At 68.5% G+C, this 17,374-nt stretch carries 15 protein-coding genes; 8 read left to right on the top strand and 7 right to left on the bottom strand.

What is annotated here, in order from left to right; translation table 11 throughout:
• Positions 1-61: 61 nt before the first annotated feature.
• The 4 genes from ACFQQC_RS07690 to ACFQQC_RS07675 form a co-directional block, all read right to left on the bottom strand.
• Positions 62-346 (bottom strand): DUF1153 domain-containing protein, encoded by a 285-nt coding sequence (locus tag ACFQQC_RS07690; protein WP_376861317.1) that lies wholly within the window; start codon positions 344-346, stop codon positions 62-64.
• A 163-nt stretch (positions 347-509) separates the two neighbouring features.
• On the bottom strand, positions 510-2,318 hold the full coding sequence (gene flgE, locus ACFQQC_RS07685) for a flagellar hook protein FlgE (RefSeq protein WP_376861315.1): 1,809 nt from the start codon (positions 2,316-2,318) through the stop codon (positions 510-512).
• Between the two features lie 49 nt (positions 2,319-2,367).
• On the bottom strand, positions 2,368-3,090 hold the full coding sequence (locus ACFQQC_RS07680; protein WP_376861313.1) for a flagellar hook assembly protein FlgD: 723 nt from the start codon (positions 3,088-3,090) through the stop codon (positions 2,368-2,370).
• A gap of 3 nt (positions 3,091-3,093) precedes the next feature.
• On the bottom strand, positions 3,094-5,115 hold the full coding sequence (locus tag ACFQQC_RS07675; protein WP_376861311.1) for a flagellar hook-length control protein FliK: 2,022 nt from the start codon (positions 5,113-5,115) through the stop codon (positions 3,094-3,096).
• Between the two features lie 391 nt (positions 5,116-5,506).
• On the opposite strand from ACFQQC_RS07675, the gene flgK reads away from it, so the two are divergent.
• The 8 genes from flgK to ACFQQC_RS07635 all read left to right on the top strand — a co-directional run bounded on the left by flgK (position 5,507) and on the right by ACFQQC_RS07635 (position 14,886).
• Positions 5,507-7,621 (top strand): flagellar hook-associated protein FlgK, encoded by a 2,115-nt coding sequence (gene flgK, locus ACFQQC_RS07670; protein WP_376861309.1) that lies wholly within the window; start codon positions 5,507-5,509, stop codon positions 7,619-7,621.
• The gene (locus tag ACFQQC_RS07665) at positions 7,621-8,547 is read left to right on the top strand and encodes a flagellin (RefSeq protein WP_376861308.1); all 927 of its coding nucleotides are present in this window, start codon (positions 7,621-7,623) and stop codon (positions 8,545-8,547) included. The genes flgK and ACFQQC_RS07665 overlap by 1 nt, the downstream gene beginning before the upstream one ends.
• Positions 8,548-8,611: 64 nt before the next feature.
• Entirely contained in the window at positions 8,612-9,853 is a 1,242-nt protein-coding gene (locus tag ACFQQC_RS07660) for a putative DNA modification/repair radical SAM protein (RefSeq protein WP_376861306.1), read from the top strand.
• A complete protein-coding gene (locus ACFQQC_RS07655) occupies positions 9,853-11,280 on the top strand; it encodes a UdgX family uracil-DNA binding protein (RefSeq protein WP_376861304.1) in 1,428 nt (475 codons plus the stop codon). The genes ACFQQC_RS07660 and ACFQQC_RS07655 overlap by 1 nt, the downstream gene beginning before the upstream one ends.
• Before the next feature lie 118 nt (positions 11,281-11,398).
• Complete coding sequence (locus tag ACFQQC_RS07650; protein WP_376861302.1) at positions 11,399-12,514, top strand: MlaE family lipid ABC transporter permease subunit; 1,116 nt, start codon at positions 11,399-11,401, stop codon at positions 12,512-12,514.
• Positions 12,515-12,555: 41 nt separating this feature from the next.
• On the top strand, positions 12,556-13,308 hold the full coding sequence (locus ACFQQC_RS07645; RefSeq protein WP_376862086.1) for an ABC transporter ATP-binding protein: 753 nt from the start codon (positions 12,556-12,558) through the stop codon (positions 13,306-13,308).
• A 13-nt stretch (positions 13,309-13,321) separates the two neighbouring features.
• Positions 13,322-14,260 (top strand): MlaD family protein, encoded by a 939-nt coding sequence (locus tag ACFQQC_RS07640; RefSeq protein ID WP_376861300.1) that lies wholly within the window; start codon positions 13,322-13,324, stop codon positions 14,258-14,260.
• Positions 14,257-14,886 (top strand): ABC-type transport auxiliary lipoprotein family protein, encoded by a 630-nt coding sequence (locus tag ACFQQC_RS07635; protein WP_376861298.1) that lies wholly within the window; start codon positions 14,257-14,259, stop codon positions 14,884-14,886. The genes ACFQQC_RS07640 and ACFQQC_RS07635 overlap by 4 nt, the downstream gene beginning before the upstream one ends.
• Here ACFQQC_RS07635 and ACFQQC_RS07630 read toward each other — a convergent pair.
• The 3 genes from ACFQQC_RS07630 to ACFQQC_RS07620 form a co-directional block, all read right to left on the bottom strand.
• Positions 14,883-15,728 (bottom strand): toxic anion resistance protein, encoded by an 846-nt coding sequence (locus ACFQQC_RS07630; protein ID WP_376861296.1) that lies wholly within the window; start codon positions 15,726-15,728, stop codon positions 14,883-14,885. The genes ACFQQC_RS07635 and ACFQQC_RS07630 overlap by 4 nt on opposite strands.
• Positions 15,729-15,817: 89 nt before the next feature.
• On the bottom strand, positions 15,818-16,471 hold the full coding sequence (locus ACFQQC_RS07625; protein ID WP_376861294.1) for a 3-oxoacid CoA-transferase subunit B: 654 nt from the start codon (positions 16,469-16,471) through the stop codon (positions 15,818-15,820).
• A 2-nt stretch (positions 16,472-16,473) separates the two neighbouring features.
• On the bottom strand, positions 16,474-17,178 hold the full coding sequence (locus ACFQQC_RS07620) for a CoA transferase subunit A (RefSeq protein WP_376861292.1): 705 nt from the start codon (positions 17,176-17,178) through the stop codon (positions 16,474-16,476).
• Positions 17,179-17,374 lie beyond the last annotated feature (196 nt).

Genomic DNA, 17,374 nt, shown 5'->3' with positions numbered 1-17,374 from the left:
ACGACAACGGCCGCCCCGTTTCCGGAGCGGCCGCTGCAGGCGTTAACGCGGGGGGTGACCCCTAACCGCGGTAGTGCTGGATACGCGTGGTCCGCAGACCCTGCATGCCCCATTTGTCGATCGCCTTCTGCCAGGCGATGAACTCTTCCGCCGTCAGGCGATACCGGGCCAGCGCGTCCTCAAGGCTGATCAGACCCCCGCGGACAGCGGCGACCACCTCGGCCTTGCGACGGATCACCCAGCGATCCGTATTGGCCGGCGGCAGGTCACGCAGCGTCAGCGGCGTGCCGGTCGGTCCGACCACATATTGTTCGCCTGAAGTATTTAGGCGTCGCTCTTGCAACATGGGCTTATGCCTCATTCACCACCACCATTGAGCGTGCACGGTAGCGCTGGGCCGCTAAGGGCCGTTTAAGCGTCGTGGTGAAGGAAAGGATAAAATCCCCTCCGTACCCGGTGCAGATGGTCAATGAAGTCTTCATGGAGACTAACCGTCAGTTACCCGAAGATCAGCGTTTGATGTTGATCAGTTCCGCGAGCATCTCGTCCGCGGTGGTGATGATCTTGGACGACGCGGAGTAGGCGCGCTGGGTCGTGATCAGGCCCGTGAACTCCGCCGACAGGTCCACTGTCGAGGATTCCAGCTGCTTGGACGACAGTGTGCCCGCGCCGCCCGTGCCCGCGGCCTTCAGGTTGAAGGTGCCGGACTGGAGGCTGACGGCGTAGGCGTTTCCGCTGACTTCCTTGAGGCTGTCGGGGCTGGGGAAGGTGGCGACCGCGACCTGGGCGATCCGGCGCTTCACGCCGTTATCGAAGATGGCGGTGACGAAGCCGCCCTCGTCGATGGTGATTTCGCTCAGATTGCCGAAGGCCGTGCCGTTGGTGATGGTCGACTGGACCACCGAGGCGGTGTTCAGCTGGCTGAGGCCGCCGGCCGAGGTGTTCAGGTCCAGGGTCACCGTCTGGGCGGCGATGCCCAGGCCGTCAGCCCATTTGACCAGACCGTTGTCCGCCGGGTTGGCCGGATCGATGGTGTTGTTCGGGTCGGACTCCAGGAAGGACAGGCTGGCCTGGGTCGGGTCGTCGAACAGACCGGTGCCGGCGGGCCAGCTCTGCATGGTTTCGATGTCGAGGCGGCCCGAGGGGGTGAAGGCGATCAGGCCGGTCTTGATCTGGCCGTGGGAATAGGGGGCGCCGGTCACGACGTCCTCAGCGGGAACGGCGACGATTTCAGCGTACCACTGGTTCGGCTCGTCGCTCTTCAGGAAGCGGATTTCCAGGTTGCGCTGGCCGCCCTTGGAGTCCGACACCGGGATGTTCATCTTGAAGTCGGGCTTCACGCCGACGGGGTTGTCGTCGTCGGAGTTGTACATGGCCATCGAGTTGACCGAGGGATCGTACTTGGTCTTGGCGATGCCGTCCGTGGTCATGGCCAGCTTGGAGAAGTCGATCGCGAAGGGCGTGCCCGGCGCGCCGTTGCTGGTCGGCGTGATGGTGATGGCGGTGGCCGTGGCGGTGGCCGTGCCGTTGGCGCTGGTGGCGTTGTTCGGCACGAAGCCCGTCAGGGCGCCCGCGGCGTTGTAGCTGGCCACGCCTTCGATGCGGCTGATGCCGGTCTTCAGGGTCACATTGTAGGTGGTGACGCCGGTGCCGGCGTCGTAGCCGGCGCGCTCATAGGACACCGAGAAGTCGTGCAGCGAACCGCTGGTGGCCGGCGGGGCGAAGTTGGCCTCAACGGCATTGTACTTGGCGGCCGCGGCGGGGGACGACACATCCTGGGTCGAACGCAGGTTGGCGTTGATCTGGACGCGGGTGGTCGGCTCGGCGGTGCCGCCGACCGAACCGATGTTGATCGAGCGCAGGCGCGACAGGTCGGACGGATCAGTGGCGATCTCGCCGTTCGAGTCCACCGGCCAGCCCTGCAGGTACAGGCCGGCGCTGTTCTTCAGATAGCCCAGGTCGTCGACGCGGAAGGCGCCGGCGCGGGTGAAGAGGCGGCTGTCGGTCGCGCCGACGCCTTCAGCCTGGGTGGTGGTGACGAAGAAGCCCTGACCGTTGATGGCCAGATCGGTCGACTCGGTCGTCCGCTGCAGCTGGCCTTCCTGGCTGATGAAGGAGCGGGCGTTGGCGGTGACGCCGCCGGCCGAATAGCTGCCGCCGGCGCGGGTCTGGCTGTTCACCAGGGTCTGGAACTCGGCGTTGGTCCGCTTGTAGCCAACGGTGTTGACGTTGGCGATGTTCTGGGAAATCGCGGCCAGGGCGGTGGAGTTGGCGGCCAGGCCGGAAACGCCGGCCAGCATTGCGCTGTTGAGGCTCATGAGAACGCTCCTTGAATGGAAATAATCATCGGGAAGGCGGCGGAGCGCATCATGCGGCCACCTCCTCGTCGGGGACGGGCGGATTCTCCGCATCGTCGTTGTCAGCCTGTTCGCGGATCTCGTTCAGCGAGATCACGGTCGAAAGCGGGAGGACGGAGTCGCCGATCACCAGATACGGGGCTCCATTGTACATCTCGACACCGGTGACCCGGCCGCGGATCAGCGCCTGGGCGTCGACCTTGGCTCCGGCGGAGTCGGTGGCGGTGACCTTCAGGGTGTAGACGCCGCCCTCGGTGGCGGTGTCCCCATTGGTCATCTTGCCGTCCCAGGTGAAGTCGTGCAGGCCGGTGGTCTTCTCCGGTCCCTGACCTTCCCAGACGACCTTGCCCGTGCTGTCCAGCACCTGCAGCTTCACATTGGCGGCGGCGCCGCCCAGCTCGTAGGTCCACTTGGCCTTGCCGTCCTCCAGCGAGGTGGCGGTCCAGGCGGCGGTGACTTCCTTGCCGATATAGTTGGAGGCGTTGTCCAGACCGCCGGCGGACTGGGCCGCCAGCAGGCTGGTCAGCAGGTCATTGGTGAGCAGTTGCTGCTCCACCCCGGCCATCTGCGTCAGCTGGGCGGTGAACTCGTTGGAGTCCAGCGGCGACAGGGGATCCTGGTTGCGCAGCTGGGTGGTCAGCAGCGTCAGGAAGGTCTCGAAATTCGAGGCCAGCGCGGCGCCGCCGGTGGCGGTGCGCGAGGCGGCGTTGGAGGTGGTGACGGCATCGACCATCGATCAGACCTTCATGTCCACGCCCGCGGGCGTGAGGGAGAGCGCCTGCCAGCGGGGGGGCTGGGCCAGGACGTCGGCTTCAGTGTTCAGGCGATTGGCCTCGGCGAAGGCGCGGGACTGGCCGCGCTCCTGGCTCTGGCGGCTGTCCTGTCCGCGATCAAAGGCGCTGGAGCCGCTGTCGCGCTGGGTGAATTCGATGGCGTCGTCGGACAGCTGGAAGCCCTGCTGCTCCAGCTGACGGCGCAGTTCGTCCACACGCCCCTTCAGGTCAGCGGCGGCGGCAGGGTTGTCGAAGGCCAGACGGGCGGCCAGACGGCCCTCGGCGTCGATGTCCAGCTTGACGTCGACCCGGCCGAGGTCATCAGGCGTTAGCGCCATCTCGAAGTGGCTCGACCGGCCTTCCAGCTTCCTCAGGATCTGGGCGGCGATCTGGGCGGTGGCGTCGATGGCGGTGCGCGACAGGGTGGAAGGCAGGGCCTCGCGCGCGGACTGGGCGGTCTGGGCGGACGGCGCGGCTTCAGGCGCGGGCGCTTCCACCGGCGTGTCGGCGGCCGGGTCCGTGCTGTTGGCGGCGGCGATATCGGTCGGCGCGGCCTCCGCCGTCGGGCGGGCGGCTTCGGCCAGGCTCGGGATGGCGGTCGAGGGCGAGGCCGCGGTCTGGGCCGTGGCGGTCACGGGCGTGGTCGTTGCGGGTGTGGATGGGGCGGCGGTGTCGACGGCGGCGTTGGTCTCGACCGGACGTGTGGCGCGTTCAGCCAGGGCCCGCAGGTTCGGCGCCTCGGTCGCACGTGGGGCGTCGGGCGTCGGCTGCGTCGGCTGCGTCGTTTCCGGCGCGACCGGCTGGGCGGCCTCGGTCAGCTCGACAGGCGCTTCAGGCAGGGTCTGCGGCTCCGCCGGAGCAGGATCGGCGGCCTTGGGCGCCGCCGCCGGCTGGACCTGCGGGCGCGGGTCCGCCGTCTTCGCCGTGGTTTCGGCGCTGACGGGGGGCTGGGTCAGGGGCGCGGGGGCCGCGCCCTTGGCGGTGTCGGCGATCACAGGCTCGGCCGCGATGGCGGCGCCGCCTGTGGGCTGGGCCGGGTCGACCGGCGCGACGTCGCCCGGCTGTTGTTGCAGGCCCCCGATGGGGAGGACCCGGCGCAGCAGGTCGAGCGGGATCTGGGTGTTCGCGGTCAGGCGGCCGACCCGGCTCAGGTCGATCAGGAAGCTGCGCGGATCGGCCCGCTCGGCGGCCGGACGCACCTGGGGCTCGGCGATGGCGGTCTTCGCGGCGGGCTCGGTCTGCACGGCGGGGCGGACCTGGGGGGCGTCCGTCAGGGTCGCCTTGGTTTCCGGCCGGATGTCCGGGCGAACTTCAGGGGCTTCGCCGGTCGCCTTGACGGCGGGAGCGACATCCGCGGCCGGACGGACCTGCGGTTGGTCCGTCTGCGGCTTGATCGCGGGGGCGGCGTCCGAGGCGATGTCCGCGGCGGGGCGCACCTGCGGCTCGGTCGCGACCGGCTTGGCGGCGGGCGTAGTTTCGGCGGGAGCCTCGGGCTGAACCTGGGGCTGGACCTGGGGCTGGACCAGCGGCTGGCCCGGCAGGGCGGCCTTGGCGGTGAGATCGGGCGTCGGCGCCGGCGGCTGCGTCAGGGGCGAGGCGGTGTCCGGCGTGATGTCCGGTCGCACCAGCGGCGCGGCCGTGGTCTTTGCGTCCGGCGCGATGTCGGATGACGGCGCGGGGGCGTCTTCGTTCGTTACGGCCGACAGGTCGGTTCCGGCCACCAGCAGCAGGGGCGGGGTGGGCGGCGGAGGCGTCTGGACCGGTGCGGCGACAATCATCGCCGCGGCGTCGGTCGCCGCATCCTTCTGTTCCGTCAGCAGCACGTTTTCGCCCTGGCTGTCACCATCCGGGGCGGCGCCCGCCATCGAGGCCAGCAGGCCTTCGAACACGCCGTCCAGCGCCGACGCGCCAGCGTCCGTCGCCCCTTGCGAGGGCGTCGGTGCGGCGGGCGCGATCATGGACAGCAGGGCTGAGGCGGTCGACATGGGGTCCGGGCGAAAATCGCCGAGCGAGAGGCTGTGGCGCGTCCTGCGCCGAACATTCGGAAGGCCCGGCGCAAGTCGCGGGCCACTCCCGAAGGTAGCTTTAGGTGTCTGTTTTTATTGCGCTTTGGCTTTCGGCTTGGGCGCGGTCGCGGTCAGGTGGATGGTCGAATCTTGCCGCGTGCCGACCAAACTTGCCCGGCGCCAGAAGCCGGTCCGGCCTCGCGTCGGGTCTGGCCCGTCGTTTGCGCTTCTGGTCAGTCATGACCCATGCGCGAAAATCGATCTTGCGTGATTTCAATGAGTTGGCTGGCGGCCTCGAACGGGCTGCCGGGCAAAAAGCGCGCGCCGACTGGCAGACCTTGCCGGGCGCCCCTTCGATGGAGGTCCGCGAATGTCGGTAACCAGCATCCTGAACAACGCCAACTCGGGCCTGATCGCCGCGCAGGTGCAGCTGCGGGTGGTCGCGGACAACGTCTCGAACGTCAACACGCCCGGCTATGTGCGCAAGATCGCCGATCAGGTCGCCATGTCCAGCCAGGGCGTCGGCAGCGGCGTCGAGGTCACGCGCATTCGTCTGGCGACCGACCGCTTCCTGCAGGCCGCCAGCCTGAGCGCCGGCGCGGAGGCCGCGCGCAACGAGGTTCGCTACGAACTGTATGACCGCATCCAGTCGCTGTTCGGCGATCCGGGCGGCAAGACCAGCTTCTTCGCCCAGGTCGACGGCATCTTCTCCGCCTTCGCCTCCAGCGCCGAGGATCCGACATCCTCGCCGCGCCGTCAGGACGCCCTGTTCAAGACGCAGGCCCTGTTCGACGAGGCGTCGCGGATCGCCAAGCAGATCCAGGCGGTGCGCGAGGACGCCGACGGGCGGATCCAGAGCGCGGTCGAGAAGACCAACAACCTGCTGGCCCAGATCGAGGCGCTGAACGTCGAGATCACGCGCGCCAAGGTCGTCAATGGCGACGCCTCGGGCGCCGAGACGGCGCAGGCGGCCCTGATCGATCAGGTCTCGCAGCTGATGGACATCCGGATCACGGCCCGCCCGGTCGGCGGCGTGACCATCCGCACCAGCGCCGGCGCCATGCTGGCGGGCGCGGGCGCGGCCACGCTGTCCTATACGCGCGCGGGTACGATCTCGGGCGAGACCAATTTCAACGAGATCTGGATCAACGAGCCGGGCGGCACCAAGCATGCGCTGCTCGACAGCGTTACCAGCGGCGAGATCAAGGGACTGATCGAGCTACGGGACGTCGAGGCCCCCGCCGCCGCCGCGCGCCTGGCCGAACTGATCACCCACGTCGCGGATGAGCTGAACCGCGCCCACAACGCCAATACGGCGATGCCGGCGCCGAACCGGCTGGATGGCCGCAATGTCGGCCAATCCCTTGAAAGCGCGCTGACCGGCTTCACCGGCCGCACCACCATCGCGGTGACCAACCCCGCCGGGGTGATCCAGCAGCGGGTGGACGTGGTCTTCAACGGCGCGACCATGACGGTGAACGGCGTCGCCGCCGATCCGACGACCTTCCTGGCGACGCTGAACGCCCAGCTGGGCGGCGCGGCCACGGCCACCTTCACCGACGGCAAGCTGTCGATCGCCGCGGCCAATACCGCCAACGGCGTCGCGATCGCGGATGACGCGACCACGCCGTCGAACAAGTCTGGGCGCGGCTTCTCGCATTACTTCGGTCTGAACGACCTGATCTCGACGGATCGCCCGGCTCTGTATGACACGGGGCTGACCCTGGCCTCGCCGCATGGCTTCACCGCCGGCCAGACCATGACCTTCCGCTTCTCCAACGACGTCGGGGCGCGGATCCGGGACATCAAGGTGACGGTGCCGCCGGGCGGTACGGTCGCGGACCTGATCAATGCGCTGAACGACCCGGCCTCCGGCATCGGCGGGCAGGGCAGCTTCGCCCTCGCGGCGGACGGCACCCTGAGCTTTACCGGCGTGGGCAATCCGCCGGCGAAGATGAGCGTGCTGAACGACACGACCCAGAACGCCGCCAACATCTCTGCAACTGAACTGTTCGGGATCGGCGCCGGCGTGCGCATCTCCCGCGCGGACGGTTTCTCCCTGCGCTCGGACATCCGGCAGAGCCCGGCGAAGCTGGCGCTGGGTCAGCTGAACCTCGCCGCAGCCGCAGGGACGCCCGCCCTGAGCGCGGGTGACGGTCGCGGCGCGCTGGCGCTGGCGGACGCCGGTGAACGCACGACCAGCTTCCAGCCCGCGGGCAACTCGCCGGGGGGGCAGATCTCGGTGTCCCGCTACGCCTCCGAACTGGCGGGCGAGATCGGCGGCAACGCCACCACGGCCAAGAACCGCAAGGAAAGCTCCGCCGCCCTCTACACCGAGGCCACCGCCCGCCGGACCGCGCATGAGGGGGTGAATATGGACGAGGAGCTGGTGCTGATGACCACCTATCAGCAGGCCTTCAACGCCTCCGCCCGCCTGATCCAGGCGGCGCGGGATATGTACGACACGCTTCTGGGGATGGTCTGATGACCCGCGTCGCGACCTTTGGTAATTATCAGTCGGCCCTGCTCGACCTCATGGCCGCCCAGACCCGGGGGCTGGAGGCGCAGGAGCGGGTGTCCACCCAGAAGAACGCCACCGACCTGACCGGGTTTGGTCGGCAGTCGGAGACGCTGACAGCGCTCAAGGGCGCGGAAAGCCGTCTGCAGGGCTTCCTCGACACCTCGGAGGCGGTGACCGCGCGTCTGAAAACGCAGGACCTGGCCCTGACCCAGATCAGCGACGGCATCGAGGCCGTCCGCGCGACCATCGGCAACGCTCTGGCGTCGGACTCGGCGACCTCGATGATGCTGGAGCTGGAGGGCCAGTTCCAGACCATCCGCGGCGGCATCAACATGCGCCATCAAGGCGGCTATCTGTTCGCGGGCACCCAGGTGAACACCCCGCCGATGGAGATCACCAACCTGACCGAGCTGGCCGCCGCGCCTAGCATCGCTTCGATCTTCCACAACGACAGCCTCAAGACCGCCAGCCGGGTGGCCGAGGGCACGACGCTGGAGACCGGCTTCCTCGCCAACGAGGTCGGCACGGATGCGATGACCATCCTGCGGGACATCCAGAACTACAGCGACGGCCCCAACGGCCCGCTGACCGGCAAGCTGAACGAGGATCAGAAGGCCTGGCTGGCGACCCAGCTGACCCGGCTGGAATCGGCGGGGCAGGGCGTCATCGACAAGGGCGCCACGACCGGCTCGCTGGCCAACCAGGTCGAGAGCATCGAGAAGGGCCATACCGCCCAGCTCGAGTCCCTGGGCGAACTGGTGTCGAAGCGGACCGACGCCGACATGGCCAAGGCCGTGACGGACCTTCAGTTGTCCCAGATCGCCATCCAGGCCTCGGCCCAGGTGATCAACCAGTTGCGCCAGGTCTCGCTGCTCAACTTCCTGAGTTAAATCCGGAAAATCGGCAACGGCCACGCTGGACAGTCGTTCTCGCTATGGAACATAGTGAGAACAAATGGCCCAGATCGATCTCCGCAGGAAGCTGTCCGTCCTCGCCGACGCGGCCAAGTACGACGCCAGTTGCGCCTCGTCCGGCACCTCGAAGCGGGATTCGTCGGACGGCAAGGGCATCGGCTCCACCGAGGGTATGGGCATCTGCCACGCCTACACCCCGGACGGGCGGTGCGTGTCCCTGCTCAAGATAATGCTGACGAACTTCTGCATCTACGACTGCGCCTACTGCATCAATAGGGCGAGCTCGAACGTGGAGCGGGCGCGGTTCAGCGTGCAGGAGGTCGTGGACCTGACGCTGAACTTCTATCGGCGGAACTATATCGAGGGGCTGTTCCTGTCGTCGGGCATCATCCGCTCCGGCGACTATACGATGGAGCAGCTGGTCCTGGTGGCGAAGACCTTGCGCGAGACGCACGGTTTTCGCGGCTACATCCATTTGAAGCTGATCCCCGAGGCCGATCCCAAGCTGGTCGAGGAGGCGGGGCTCTATGCCGACCGGCTGTCGGCCAATATCGAACTGCCGCGCGACGAGGCCCTGCAGCGACTGGCGCCGCAGAAGGACGTCGGGGTCATCAAGAAGGCGATGGGGCAGGTCCGGCTGGGCGTCGAGGCCGCGAAGCCGGAGAAGCGCGACCGCATCAAGCCGCCGAAATTCGCGCCGGCGGGCCAGTCCACCCAGCTGATCGTCGGGGCTGACGGTGCGCCCGACACCGAAATCATCGACCGGTCGGCGTCGCTGTACGGCGGCTACGGGCTGCGCCGGGTCTATTACTCCGCCTTCAGCCCGATCCCGGATGCGTCCTCGACCTTGCCGTTGCAGAAGCCGCCGCTGATGCGCGAGCACCGGCTGTACCAGGCCGACTGGCTGATGCGCTTCTACGGTTTCTCGCCGCCCGAGATCGGCGAGGCGACGGTCGGCGGCATGCTGGATCTGGCGATCGATCCCAAGCTGGCCTGGGCGTTGAACCGCCGCGAGCAGTTCCCGGTCGATGTGAACACGGCGTCGCGCGAGATGCTGTTGCGGGTGCCGGGGCTGGGGGTGAAGTCGGTGGACCGGATGATCTCCGTTCGGCGCTACCGGACCCTGCGGCTGGAGGATATCGCCCGCCTGTGCCGGGGGATCGACAAGGTGCGGCCCTTCATCACGGCGCTGGACTGGACGCCGGGCGGGCTGACGGACGCGGCGGACCTACGCGCCCGGATCGCGCCGGACCCGAAGCCGGTGCAGATGAGCCTGTTCTGATGCGGATCGGCGCGCTGGAGAGCGAGACTGACTTCGACGGCTGGCGCAAGGCGGCGCGCGCCTTCCGCTCGGCGGGGGTAAGGCCGGAAGAGGCGGCGTTCCGGGTCGGCGGTGGGGACGGCGGGCTGTTTGATGAGGTGGAGCCGCAGGGCGGGGAGGGCGCGCAGTTTCCGGTCCCCCGGGCGTTCGTGGAGCTGGCGCAGGCGGTGATCCTGCACCGGTCCGCCGACCGGTTCGATCTGCTGTACCGGCTGCTCTGGCGACTGGAGCGCGAGCCGGACCTGATGAAGGTGGTCTCCGATCGCGATGTCGCCGACGCCTTCGAACGGGCCAAGAACGTCAGCCGCGCCAGTCACAAGATGAAGGCCTTCGTCCGCTTCCGGCTGGCGCAGGAGGAGGGCGAGGAACACTGGATCAGCTGGTTCGAGCCCGCGCATCGAGTGCTGGAGCGAACGGCGCCCTTCTTCGCCCGGCGGTTCGCCACCATGCGCTGGTCGATCCTGACTCCGGATGGTCAGGCGCACTGGGACGAGCGGATGCTGACGTTCGGCCCGCCCGCAACGCGCGACATGGCGCCCGCCGAGGACGAGATCGAGGACTTCTGGAAGACCTATTACGCCTCGACCTTCAACCCGGCGCGGCTGAAGACGCAGACCATGCAGGGCGAGATGCCCAAGCGGTACTGGGCCAATCTGCCGGAGGCGGCGCTGATCCCGGAGCTGATCGCCTCGGCGGCGGCGCGCGAGAACGCCATGGTCGCGGCGCCCGCCCCGGAACCGAACCCGCGTCTGGCCAAGACGCTGGCGCGGATGAACCGGGATCGGGCGTTCGAGGAGGGCTTCGTCCCGTCGAACCTCGAGGAGCTGGGGCAGGCGGTGCAGGCGTGCCGTCGCTGTCCGCTGTGGCGCGATGCGACCCAGGGCGTCTGTGGTCAGGGGGCGCGCAAGGCCAGGCTGATGATCGTCGGTGAACAGCCGGGGGATCAGGAAGACCTGGCGGGCAAGCCCTTCGTCGGCCCGGCGGGACAGGTGCTGGACGCGGCGCTGGAAGAGGCGGGCATCGACCGCGACGACGCCTTCGTCACCAATGCGGTTCGGCACTTCAAGCATGAGCCGCGCGGAAAGCGACGCATTCACCAGACCCCGACGACCAGCGAGATCACCGCCTGTCGCTGGTGGCTGGACGCCGAGCGGACGCTGGTGAGGCCGAAGGTGATCGTGACCCTCGGCGGGACGGCGGCCCTGGGCGTGCTGGGGCGCAAGGTCGCGGTGACGAAGGAGCGGGGGCGACCGATCCCGCTGTCTGACGCGACAGCCCTGCTGACGGTCCACCCCTCTTATCTTCTGCGCATTCCGGATCGGGAGGTCGCCGCACTGGAACGGGAGCGGTTCGTGGCCGACCTGAAGGCGGTCCGGCGGCTCCTCTGAGCCGTAGAAGGTTGAAACCGTGGCTGAACGAATACGGCGGCGCTGCGTTGTGACAGAGGCCTCAGCTTTGCCGTAGAGCAGCCATAGGCAACCGGGACGGGGCGTTTTAGGTAGGGGCATGGCCGCAGCGGACTTCCAGATCGATGAAGAGGGGCAGGGGCTGACCCTGCACCTGACGGGCGACTGGACCGCCACCGAGCTGGGACGCGTCTCGCGCCGGCTGGATGACCAGTTGCACGGTCGCGAAATCACCGCCGTCGACCTGTCCGATCTGGGGCGCTTCGATACGGCGGGCGCGCTGGCCATCGTGCAGGCCGGGCATTGCAAGCTGCCGGAGAAGGCCTGGACCCAGCGGCCCGAGGCGGGCCGCACCTACGCCATGGTCGAGAAGCTGGAGCGCGAAAGCGCCGGCCCGCCCAAGCGGTCGGCCAACTGGGTGCGCGGCTTCGCCAAGATCGGGCGGGGCGTGCATGACATCGGCGCCGAGACGACCCTGTCGATGGCCTTCCTCGGACGGCTGGTCACGGCGACCGGGTCGACGGTCAAGCACTGGAGTCAGATCCGCTGGCCCGCCTGGTTCAGCCAGGCCGAACGGGCGGGGCTGGACGCCATCCCCATCGTCGCCGTCACCAACTTCTTCATCGGCGCGGTCATCGCCTTCCTCGGCGCCAACCTGCTGACCCAGTTCGGGGCCGGGGTGTTCACCGTGCAGCTGGTCGCGGTGGCGACCCTGCGCGAGCTGGCGGTGCTGATCACCGCCATCCTGCTGGCCGGTCGTTCGGCCTCATCCTTCGCGGCCGAGATCGGTTCGATGCGGATGAACCAGGAGGTGGACGCCATGCAGGTGATGGGGGTGAACCCCTTCCAGGCCCTGGTCATCCCGCGTCTGGCGGCCCTGCTGACCATGATGCCCATCCTGACCTTCATCGGCATGGTGTCCGGCATGATCGGCGGCCTTCTGGTGACCTGGAGCCAGCTCAGCTACGGCCCCAGCTTCTTCATCCAGCGCGTCAGCGAGGATCCGATGATGGGCACCCACCTGATGGTCGGGATGATCAAGGCGCCGGTGTTCGCCATCGTCATCGCCGCCATCGGCTGCCGTCAGGGCATGGCGGTGGCCGGCGACGTCGAGAGCCTCGGCCGTCGGGTGACCGCGGCCGTGGTGCAGGCCATCTTCGCCATCATCACCCTGGACGCCATCTTCGCCCTGATCTTCCTGGAGCTGAACCTGTGACGGCTCCCAACATCCCCGCCTTCGACAAGGCGCCCGAGAAGATGATCGAGGTGCGTGGCCTGCTGAGCCAGTTCGGTGAGCGCACCATCCACGAGAACCTCGATCTGGACGTCGAGCGCGGCGAGGTGCTGGGCGTGGTCGGCGGTTCGGGCACCGGCAAGACGGTGCTGCTGAACACCATCATCGGACTGAAGGAACCCGAGGGCGGCTCGATCAGCATCCTCGGCCACGACCGGGCGACCATGACCAAGGCGCAGGAGGCGGACATCGAACGCCGCACCGGCATCCTGTTCCAGCAGGGCGCCCTGTTCTCGTCGCTGAGCGTGATCGACAATGTCGCCTCGCCGCTGGTGGAGCACACCGGCCTGTCGCGCGAGGTTATCCGCGAGCTGGCCGAGATGAAGATCGCCATGGTCGGGCTGAAGCCCGAGGCGCACCACCTGAAACCGGCCGAACTGTCGGGCGGGATGCGCAAGCGGGTCGGTCTGGCCCGCGCGCTGGCGCTGGATCCCGAACTGCTGTTCCTCGACGAGCCGACGGCGGGGCTGGACCCCATCGGCGCCGCCGCCTTCGACGATCTGATCCGCCAGCTGTCGGACGATCTGGGCCTGACGGTGTTCATGATCACCCACGATCTCGACAGCCTCTACGCCATCACCGACAAGGTCGCGGTGCTGGCCGACAAGCATGTGGTGGCCAAGGCCCCCGTGCGTGAACTCGAACACTCGGACCATCCGTGGATCCGGGAATACTTCCTCGGGCCGCGCGGTCGCGCCGGCGCCAAGGCGGCTTGAGGAGAGCCGGAGAATGGAAAGAGACGCCCACTACGCCGCCGTCGGCATCGCCACCGTCGCCCTTCTGGCGGCGCTGGCTGTGTTCACGATCTGGCTGGCCCGCCTGCAGTTCAACAACGACTACGATGTCTATGACATCGTCTTCTACGGCCCCGTGCGCGGCCTGTCGGAAGGGGGCGAGGTCCACTTCAACGGCATCCGCGTCGGCGAGGTCACGGACCTGAACCTGGACCCGAAGAAGGGCGATCAGGTCATCGCCCGCATTCGGGTGAACGCCACCACGCCGGTGCGCGTGACCAGCCGCGCCCAGCTGGAGCCGCAGGGCATCACGGGGCTGAACTACATCCAGATCACCGCCGGCAATCCGAGCAGCGCCATCCTGAAGGAGCAGTATCCGGACAATGTCGTGCCGGTGATCCAGAGCCAGCCGTCGCCGATCGCCGAACTGCTGTCGGGCTCGGGCACGGTGCTGGCCCAGACGGTGGACGCCCTGAACCGGATCAACCGGGTGCTGTCGGACGACAACGTCCGCAGCTTCTCGACCAGCCTGAAGAACATCGAGTCCCTGACGACCGAGCTGGAAGCCCGCAAGGGCATGCTGGAACAGCTGGAGCAGGCGCTGACCCGCGCCAACTCGGCCGTCGGCGAGTATGAGCAGCTGGCCATCAGCACCCGGCGCGTGGTGGAGGGCGACGGCGCCCAGGCCATCGCCAAGGTCAACCAGGCCGCCGAGGAGGCGCGTCTGGCGGTGGCCTCGATCAACCGGTCGGCGACCAACCTTGAGCGGCCGCTGGGCGACTTCGCCACCACCGGCCTGCCGCAGCTGCAGCAGTCGATCCAGCAACTGGACGAGGCGACCCGGTCGCTGCAGTCGCTGATCGACGACGTGCGGGCCAGCCCGCGCGAGTTCATCGGTCGTCCGTCGTCGCGTGAAATGGAGGTTCAGCCGTGATCCGCATCCTGAAGGGCGCCGCCGCGGTCGCCGCCGTCGCCATGCTGGGGGGCTGCGCCCTGCTGTCCACGCCGGACCCGGTGCAACTGTACCGCTTCGGCAACCTGCCGTCGGGTGTCAGTGAGCGGGAGAGCCCGGCCTCGACCGTCCAGGTGGCCATGCGCCGTCCGGAGTTCGCCCAGGCCGTCCGCGAGGACCGCATCCTGGGCGTCACCGGGACCGAGGCCGCCTATATCAAGGGCGCGCGCTGGGTCAGCTCGGCCGACATCCTGTTCAGCGACTCGCTGGAGAGCGCCTTCGCCGCCCAGTCGACGCGGGTGCGGCTGGTCGGGCCGCGCGAGCTGACGCGGGCAGGGCAGGCGCTGGACATCGACGTCCGCACCTTCGAGGCTCGCTATGCCGCGCCGGGAGCGGCGCCGGTGGCGACCATCATCGCCCGGGTTCGCCTGCTGAACGCCATGGAGCGGTCGGTGACGGCCGAGCGGGTGTTCACGGTCGAGCAGCCGGCGGGCGAGAACCGCGTCGGCGCCATCGTCAGCGCCTTCGACGCCGCGACCCGGGACATCCACAGCCAGATCGTCGAGTGGACGGACCAGAACGCGGTGGCGCTGCCGACGACGCGCTAGAGGCGGTTCCGGGCTTGGGCCAGCCGGCCTTCGACGCCGGCGCGGCGGTCGCGCGCGGCGGCGATGCCGGTCAGGGCGCGGTCGATGCGGACCAGCAGGTCGTCGCGCAGGCGCAGCAGGCGCTCGCGGTCGGGGCGGACCTTCTTCGGCTTGCGGCCCGATAGTCCGAGCGCATCCTTCCAGTCGTCGCGCCAGGCGGCGGCGCCCTCGGCGCAGGACCTTAGCAGGTCGGCGAAGCGGACGTCGGCGTTCTGGGCGTTGCGGATCAGGGGCAGGGCCGAGACGGCGGCGTCGCGGCAGGCGTCCAGCGTGGCCCGCCGGGCCTCCAGCGGATGCGGCGCCTCGCCTTCAGCGGGGGCGTGGCCGGTCAGGCGACGGGTGGCGGCGGCGAGGTGGGCGTCCAGCTCGATCACCGCGTCGCGGGCCTCGGTCCAGACGGTCTCCAGCGCGGTGGAGCGGCGGCCGACACCCTCGATCCAGCCCGTCAGTTCGCGCCCGACCTCATCGACGGTGGCGGCGGCGCGGACGTAGGCGGCGCGGAAGGCCTTGAGGCGACGGCCCCGGCTGTCGAACAGGCCCGCCAGCCCCCGGCGCGGCTCCAGCGCCTCGGGGCGCAGGCCCTCCAGCACGGAGCGGGCGTGGGTCAGCTGGGCGTGGGCCTCGGTCAGGTCGCCAGTGCGGGCGGCGGCCAGGGCGCGCTCGATCTTCTCGACGGCGGCGACGCGAGCGGGCTCGGCGAAGGCCTCGGCCTGCTGATCGTCGAAGGCGTCATGGATCGCATCCACCCGCCCGGAGTCCGGTGCGGGCGCATGGCCCTGCCGACGGTAAGCCCCATCCGCCATCTCGATACTCCCACCCGGCGGGCCTTGTTGAGTGCGCTACCGCCCGGAGGGCTACTTGAGCGCGGGCGACCCGCTGGGGGAAAGGTTAACTACGCCTTCAGGCTGTCGGCAACGGTGTAGGTCGCCTCGGTCTTCGACGCGACCTCCTCGAGGGTGACGCCGTCGGCCAGTTCGATCAACTCCAGACCGGCGCCGTCCGGCTTGACGTCGAAGACGCACAGGTCGGTGATGATGCGGCTGACCACGCCCTTGCCGGTCAGCGGCAGGGTGCAGGCCTTCAGCACCTTGGACTGGCCGTGCTTGTTGGCGTGATCCATGACCACGACCACGCGCTTGACCCCGGCGACGAGGTCCATGGCGCCACCCATGCCCTTCACCAGCTTGCCCGGGATCATCCAGTTGGCGATGTCGCCGTTCTCGGCCACTTCCATGGCGCCGAGGATGGACAGGTTGATGTGGCCGCCGCGGATCATGGCGAAGCTGTCCGACGAGCTGAAGTAGCTGCTCTCGGGGATGGCCGTGATGGTCTGCTTGCCGGCGTTGATCAGGTCGGCGTCCACATCCTCATCGTAGGGGAAGGGGCCCATGCCGAGCATGCCGTTTTCGGACTGCAGGGTCACTTCCATCCCCTCGGGGATGTAGTTGGCCACCAGCGTCGGAATGCCGATGCCGAGGTTCACATAGAAGCCGTCCTGCAGCTCCTTGGCGGCGCGTTCAGCCAGTTGTTCGCGAGTACGGGCCATGGTTATGCGCTCTCCCGGTGACGGACGGTGCGCTGTTCGATGCGCTTCTCGGACACGGTCTGGACGATGCGGTCGACGTAGATGCCCGGGGTGTGGATGTGGTCGGGGTCGATCGAGCCGGTGGGGACGATTTCCTCGACCTCGACGACGGTGGTCTTGCCTGCCGTGGCCATCATCGGATTGAAGTTGCGGGCCGTCTTGCGGAAGACGAGGTTGCCGCGCTCGTCGGCCTTCCACGCCTTGACGATGGCCAGATCGGCGACGAGGCCAGTTTCCATGACGTAGTCGCGGCCGTCGAAATTGCGGACTTCCTTGCCCTCGGCGACGAGGGTGCCGACGCCGGTGGCGGTGAAGAAGGCGGGGATGCCCGCGCCGCCCGCGCGGATGCGCTCGGCCAGGGTGCCCTGGGGGTTGAACTCCAGCTGGAGCTCGCCGGCGAGGTACTGGCGCTCGAACTCCTTGTTCTCGCCGACGTAGGACGAGATCATCTTGGCGATCTGCTTGGTCTCCAGCAGCTGGCCGAGGCCGAAGCCGTCGACGCCGGCGTTATTGGAGATGACGGTGATCCCCTTCACGCCCGAGTCGCGCAGGCCGGCGATCAGCTTCTCGGGGATGCCGCACAGGCCGAAACCGCCGGACATGACGGTCATGCCGTCGAACGTCAGGCCCTCGAGCGCGGACGCTACGTCGGGAAAGATCTTCCGCATCGCTTCCTCATGTTTTCATCGCCTGATGAATATCGGCGACCTTGGGTCGTCCCTAACGCGAGGGACCGGGCGGGGCAAGTGTGGCGGATCGGCCTTTCGGGCGATCGGCCGGGCGAGACCAAAAGCGGGACGCCCGAGACTGTCGAAATACACCGTCTATCCCGTCTATGTCGTCTATCCCGTCTATCGGAGCCGG

It is taken from the genome of Brevundimonas sp. GCM10030266 (assembly GCF_042666595.1).
Classification (GTDB): domain Bacteria; phylum Pseudomonadota; class Alphaproteobacteria; order Caulobacterales; family Caulobacteraceae; genus Brevundimonas.
The sequence above is the reverse complement of the archived record's forward strand: the minus strand, read 5'-3'. Positions and strand labels throughout refer to the sequence as shown.

Coding starts and splice junctions, on each gene's coding strand:
- ACFQQC_RS07690 (WP_376861317.1), bottom strand. CDS start 346: ATGTTGCAAGAGCGACGCCTAAATACTTCAGGCGAACAATATGTGGTC.
- flgE (WP_376861315.1), bottom strand. CDS start 2,318: ATGAGCCTCAACAGCGCAATGCTGGCCGGCGTTTCCGGCCTGGCCGCC.
- ACFQQC_RS07680 (WP_376861313.1), bottom strand. CDS start 3,090: ATGGTCGATGCCGTCACCACCTCCAACGCCGCCTCGCGCACCGCCACC.
- ACFQQC_RS07675 (WP_376861311.1), bottom strand. CDS start 5,115: ATGTCGACCGCCTCAGCCCTGCTGTCCATGATCGCGCCCGCCGCACCG.
- flgK (WP_376861309.1), top strand. CDS start 5,507: ATGTCGGTAACCAGCATCCTGAACAACGCCAACTCGGGCCTGATCGCC.
- ACFQQC_RS07665 (WP_376861308.1), top strand. CDS start 7,621: ATGACCCGCGTCGCGACCTTTGGTAATTATCAGTCGGCCCTGCTCGAC.
- ACFQQC_RS07660 (WP_376861306.1), top strand. CDS start 8,612: ATGGCCCAGATCGATCTCCGCAGGAAGCTGTCCGTCCTCGCCGACGCG.
- ACFQQC_RS07655 (WP_376861304.1), top strand. CDS start 9,853: ATGCGGATCGGCGCGCTGGAGAGCGAGACTGACTTCGACGGCTGGCGC.
- ACFQQC_RS07650 (WP_376861302.1), top strand. CDS start 11,399: ATGGCCGCAGCGGACTTCCAGATCGATGAAGAGGGGCAGGGGCTGACC.
- ACFQQC_RS07645 (WP_376862086.1), top strand. CDS start 12,556: ATGATCGAGGTGCGTGGCCTGCTGAGCCAGTTCGGTGAGCGCACCATC.
- ACFQQC_RS07640 (WP_376861300.1), top strand. CDS start 13,322: ATGGAAAGAGACGCCCACTACGCCGCCGTCGGCATCGCCACCGTCGCC.
- ACFQQC_RS07630 (WP_376861296.1), bottom strand. CDS start 15,728: ATGGCGGATGGGGCTTACCGTCGGCAGGGCCATGCGCCCGCACCGGAC.
- ACFQQC_RS07625 (WP_376861294.1), bottom strand. CDS start 16,471: ATGGCCCGTACTCGCGAACAACTGGCTGAACGCGCCGCCAAGGAGCTG.
- ACFQQC_RS07620 (WP_376861292.1), bottom strand. CDS start 17,178: ATGCGGAAGATCTTTCCCGACGTAGCGTCCGCGCTCGAGGGCCTGACG.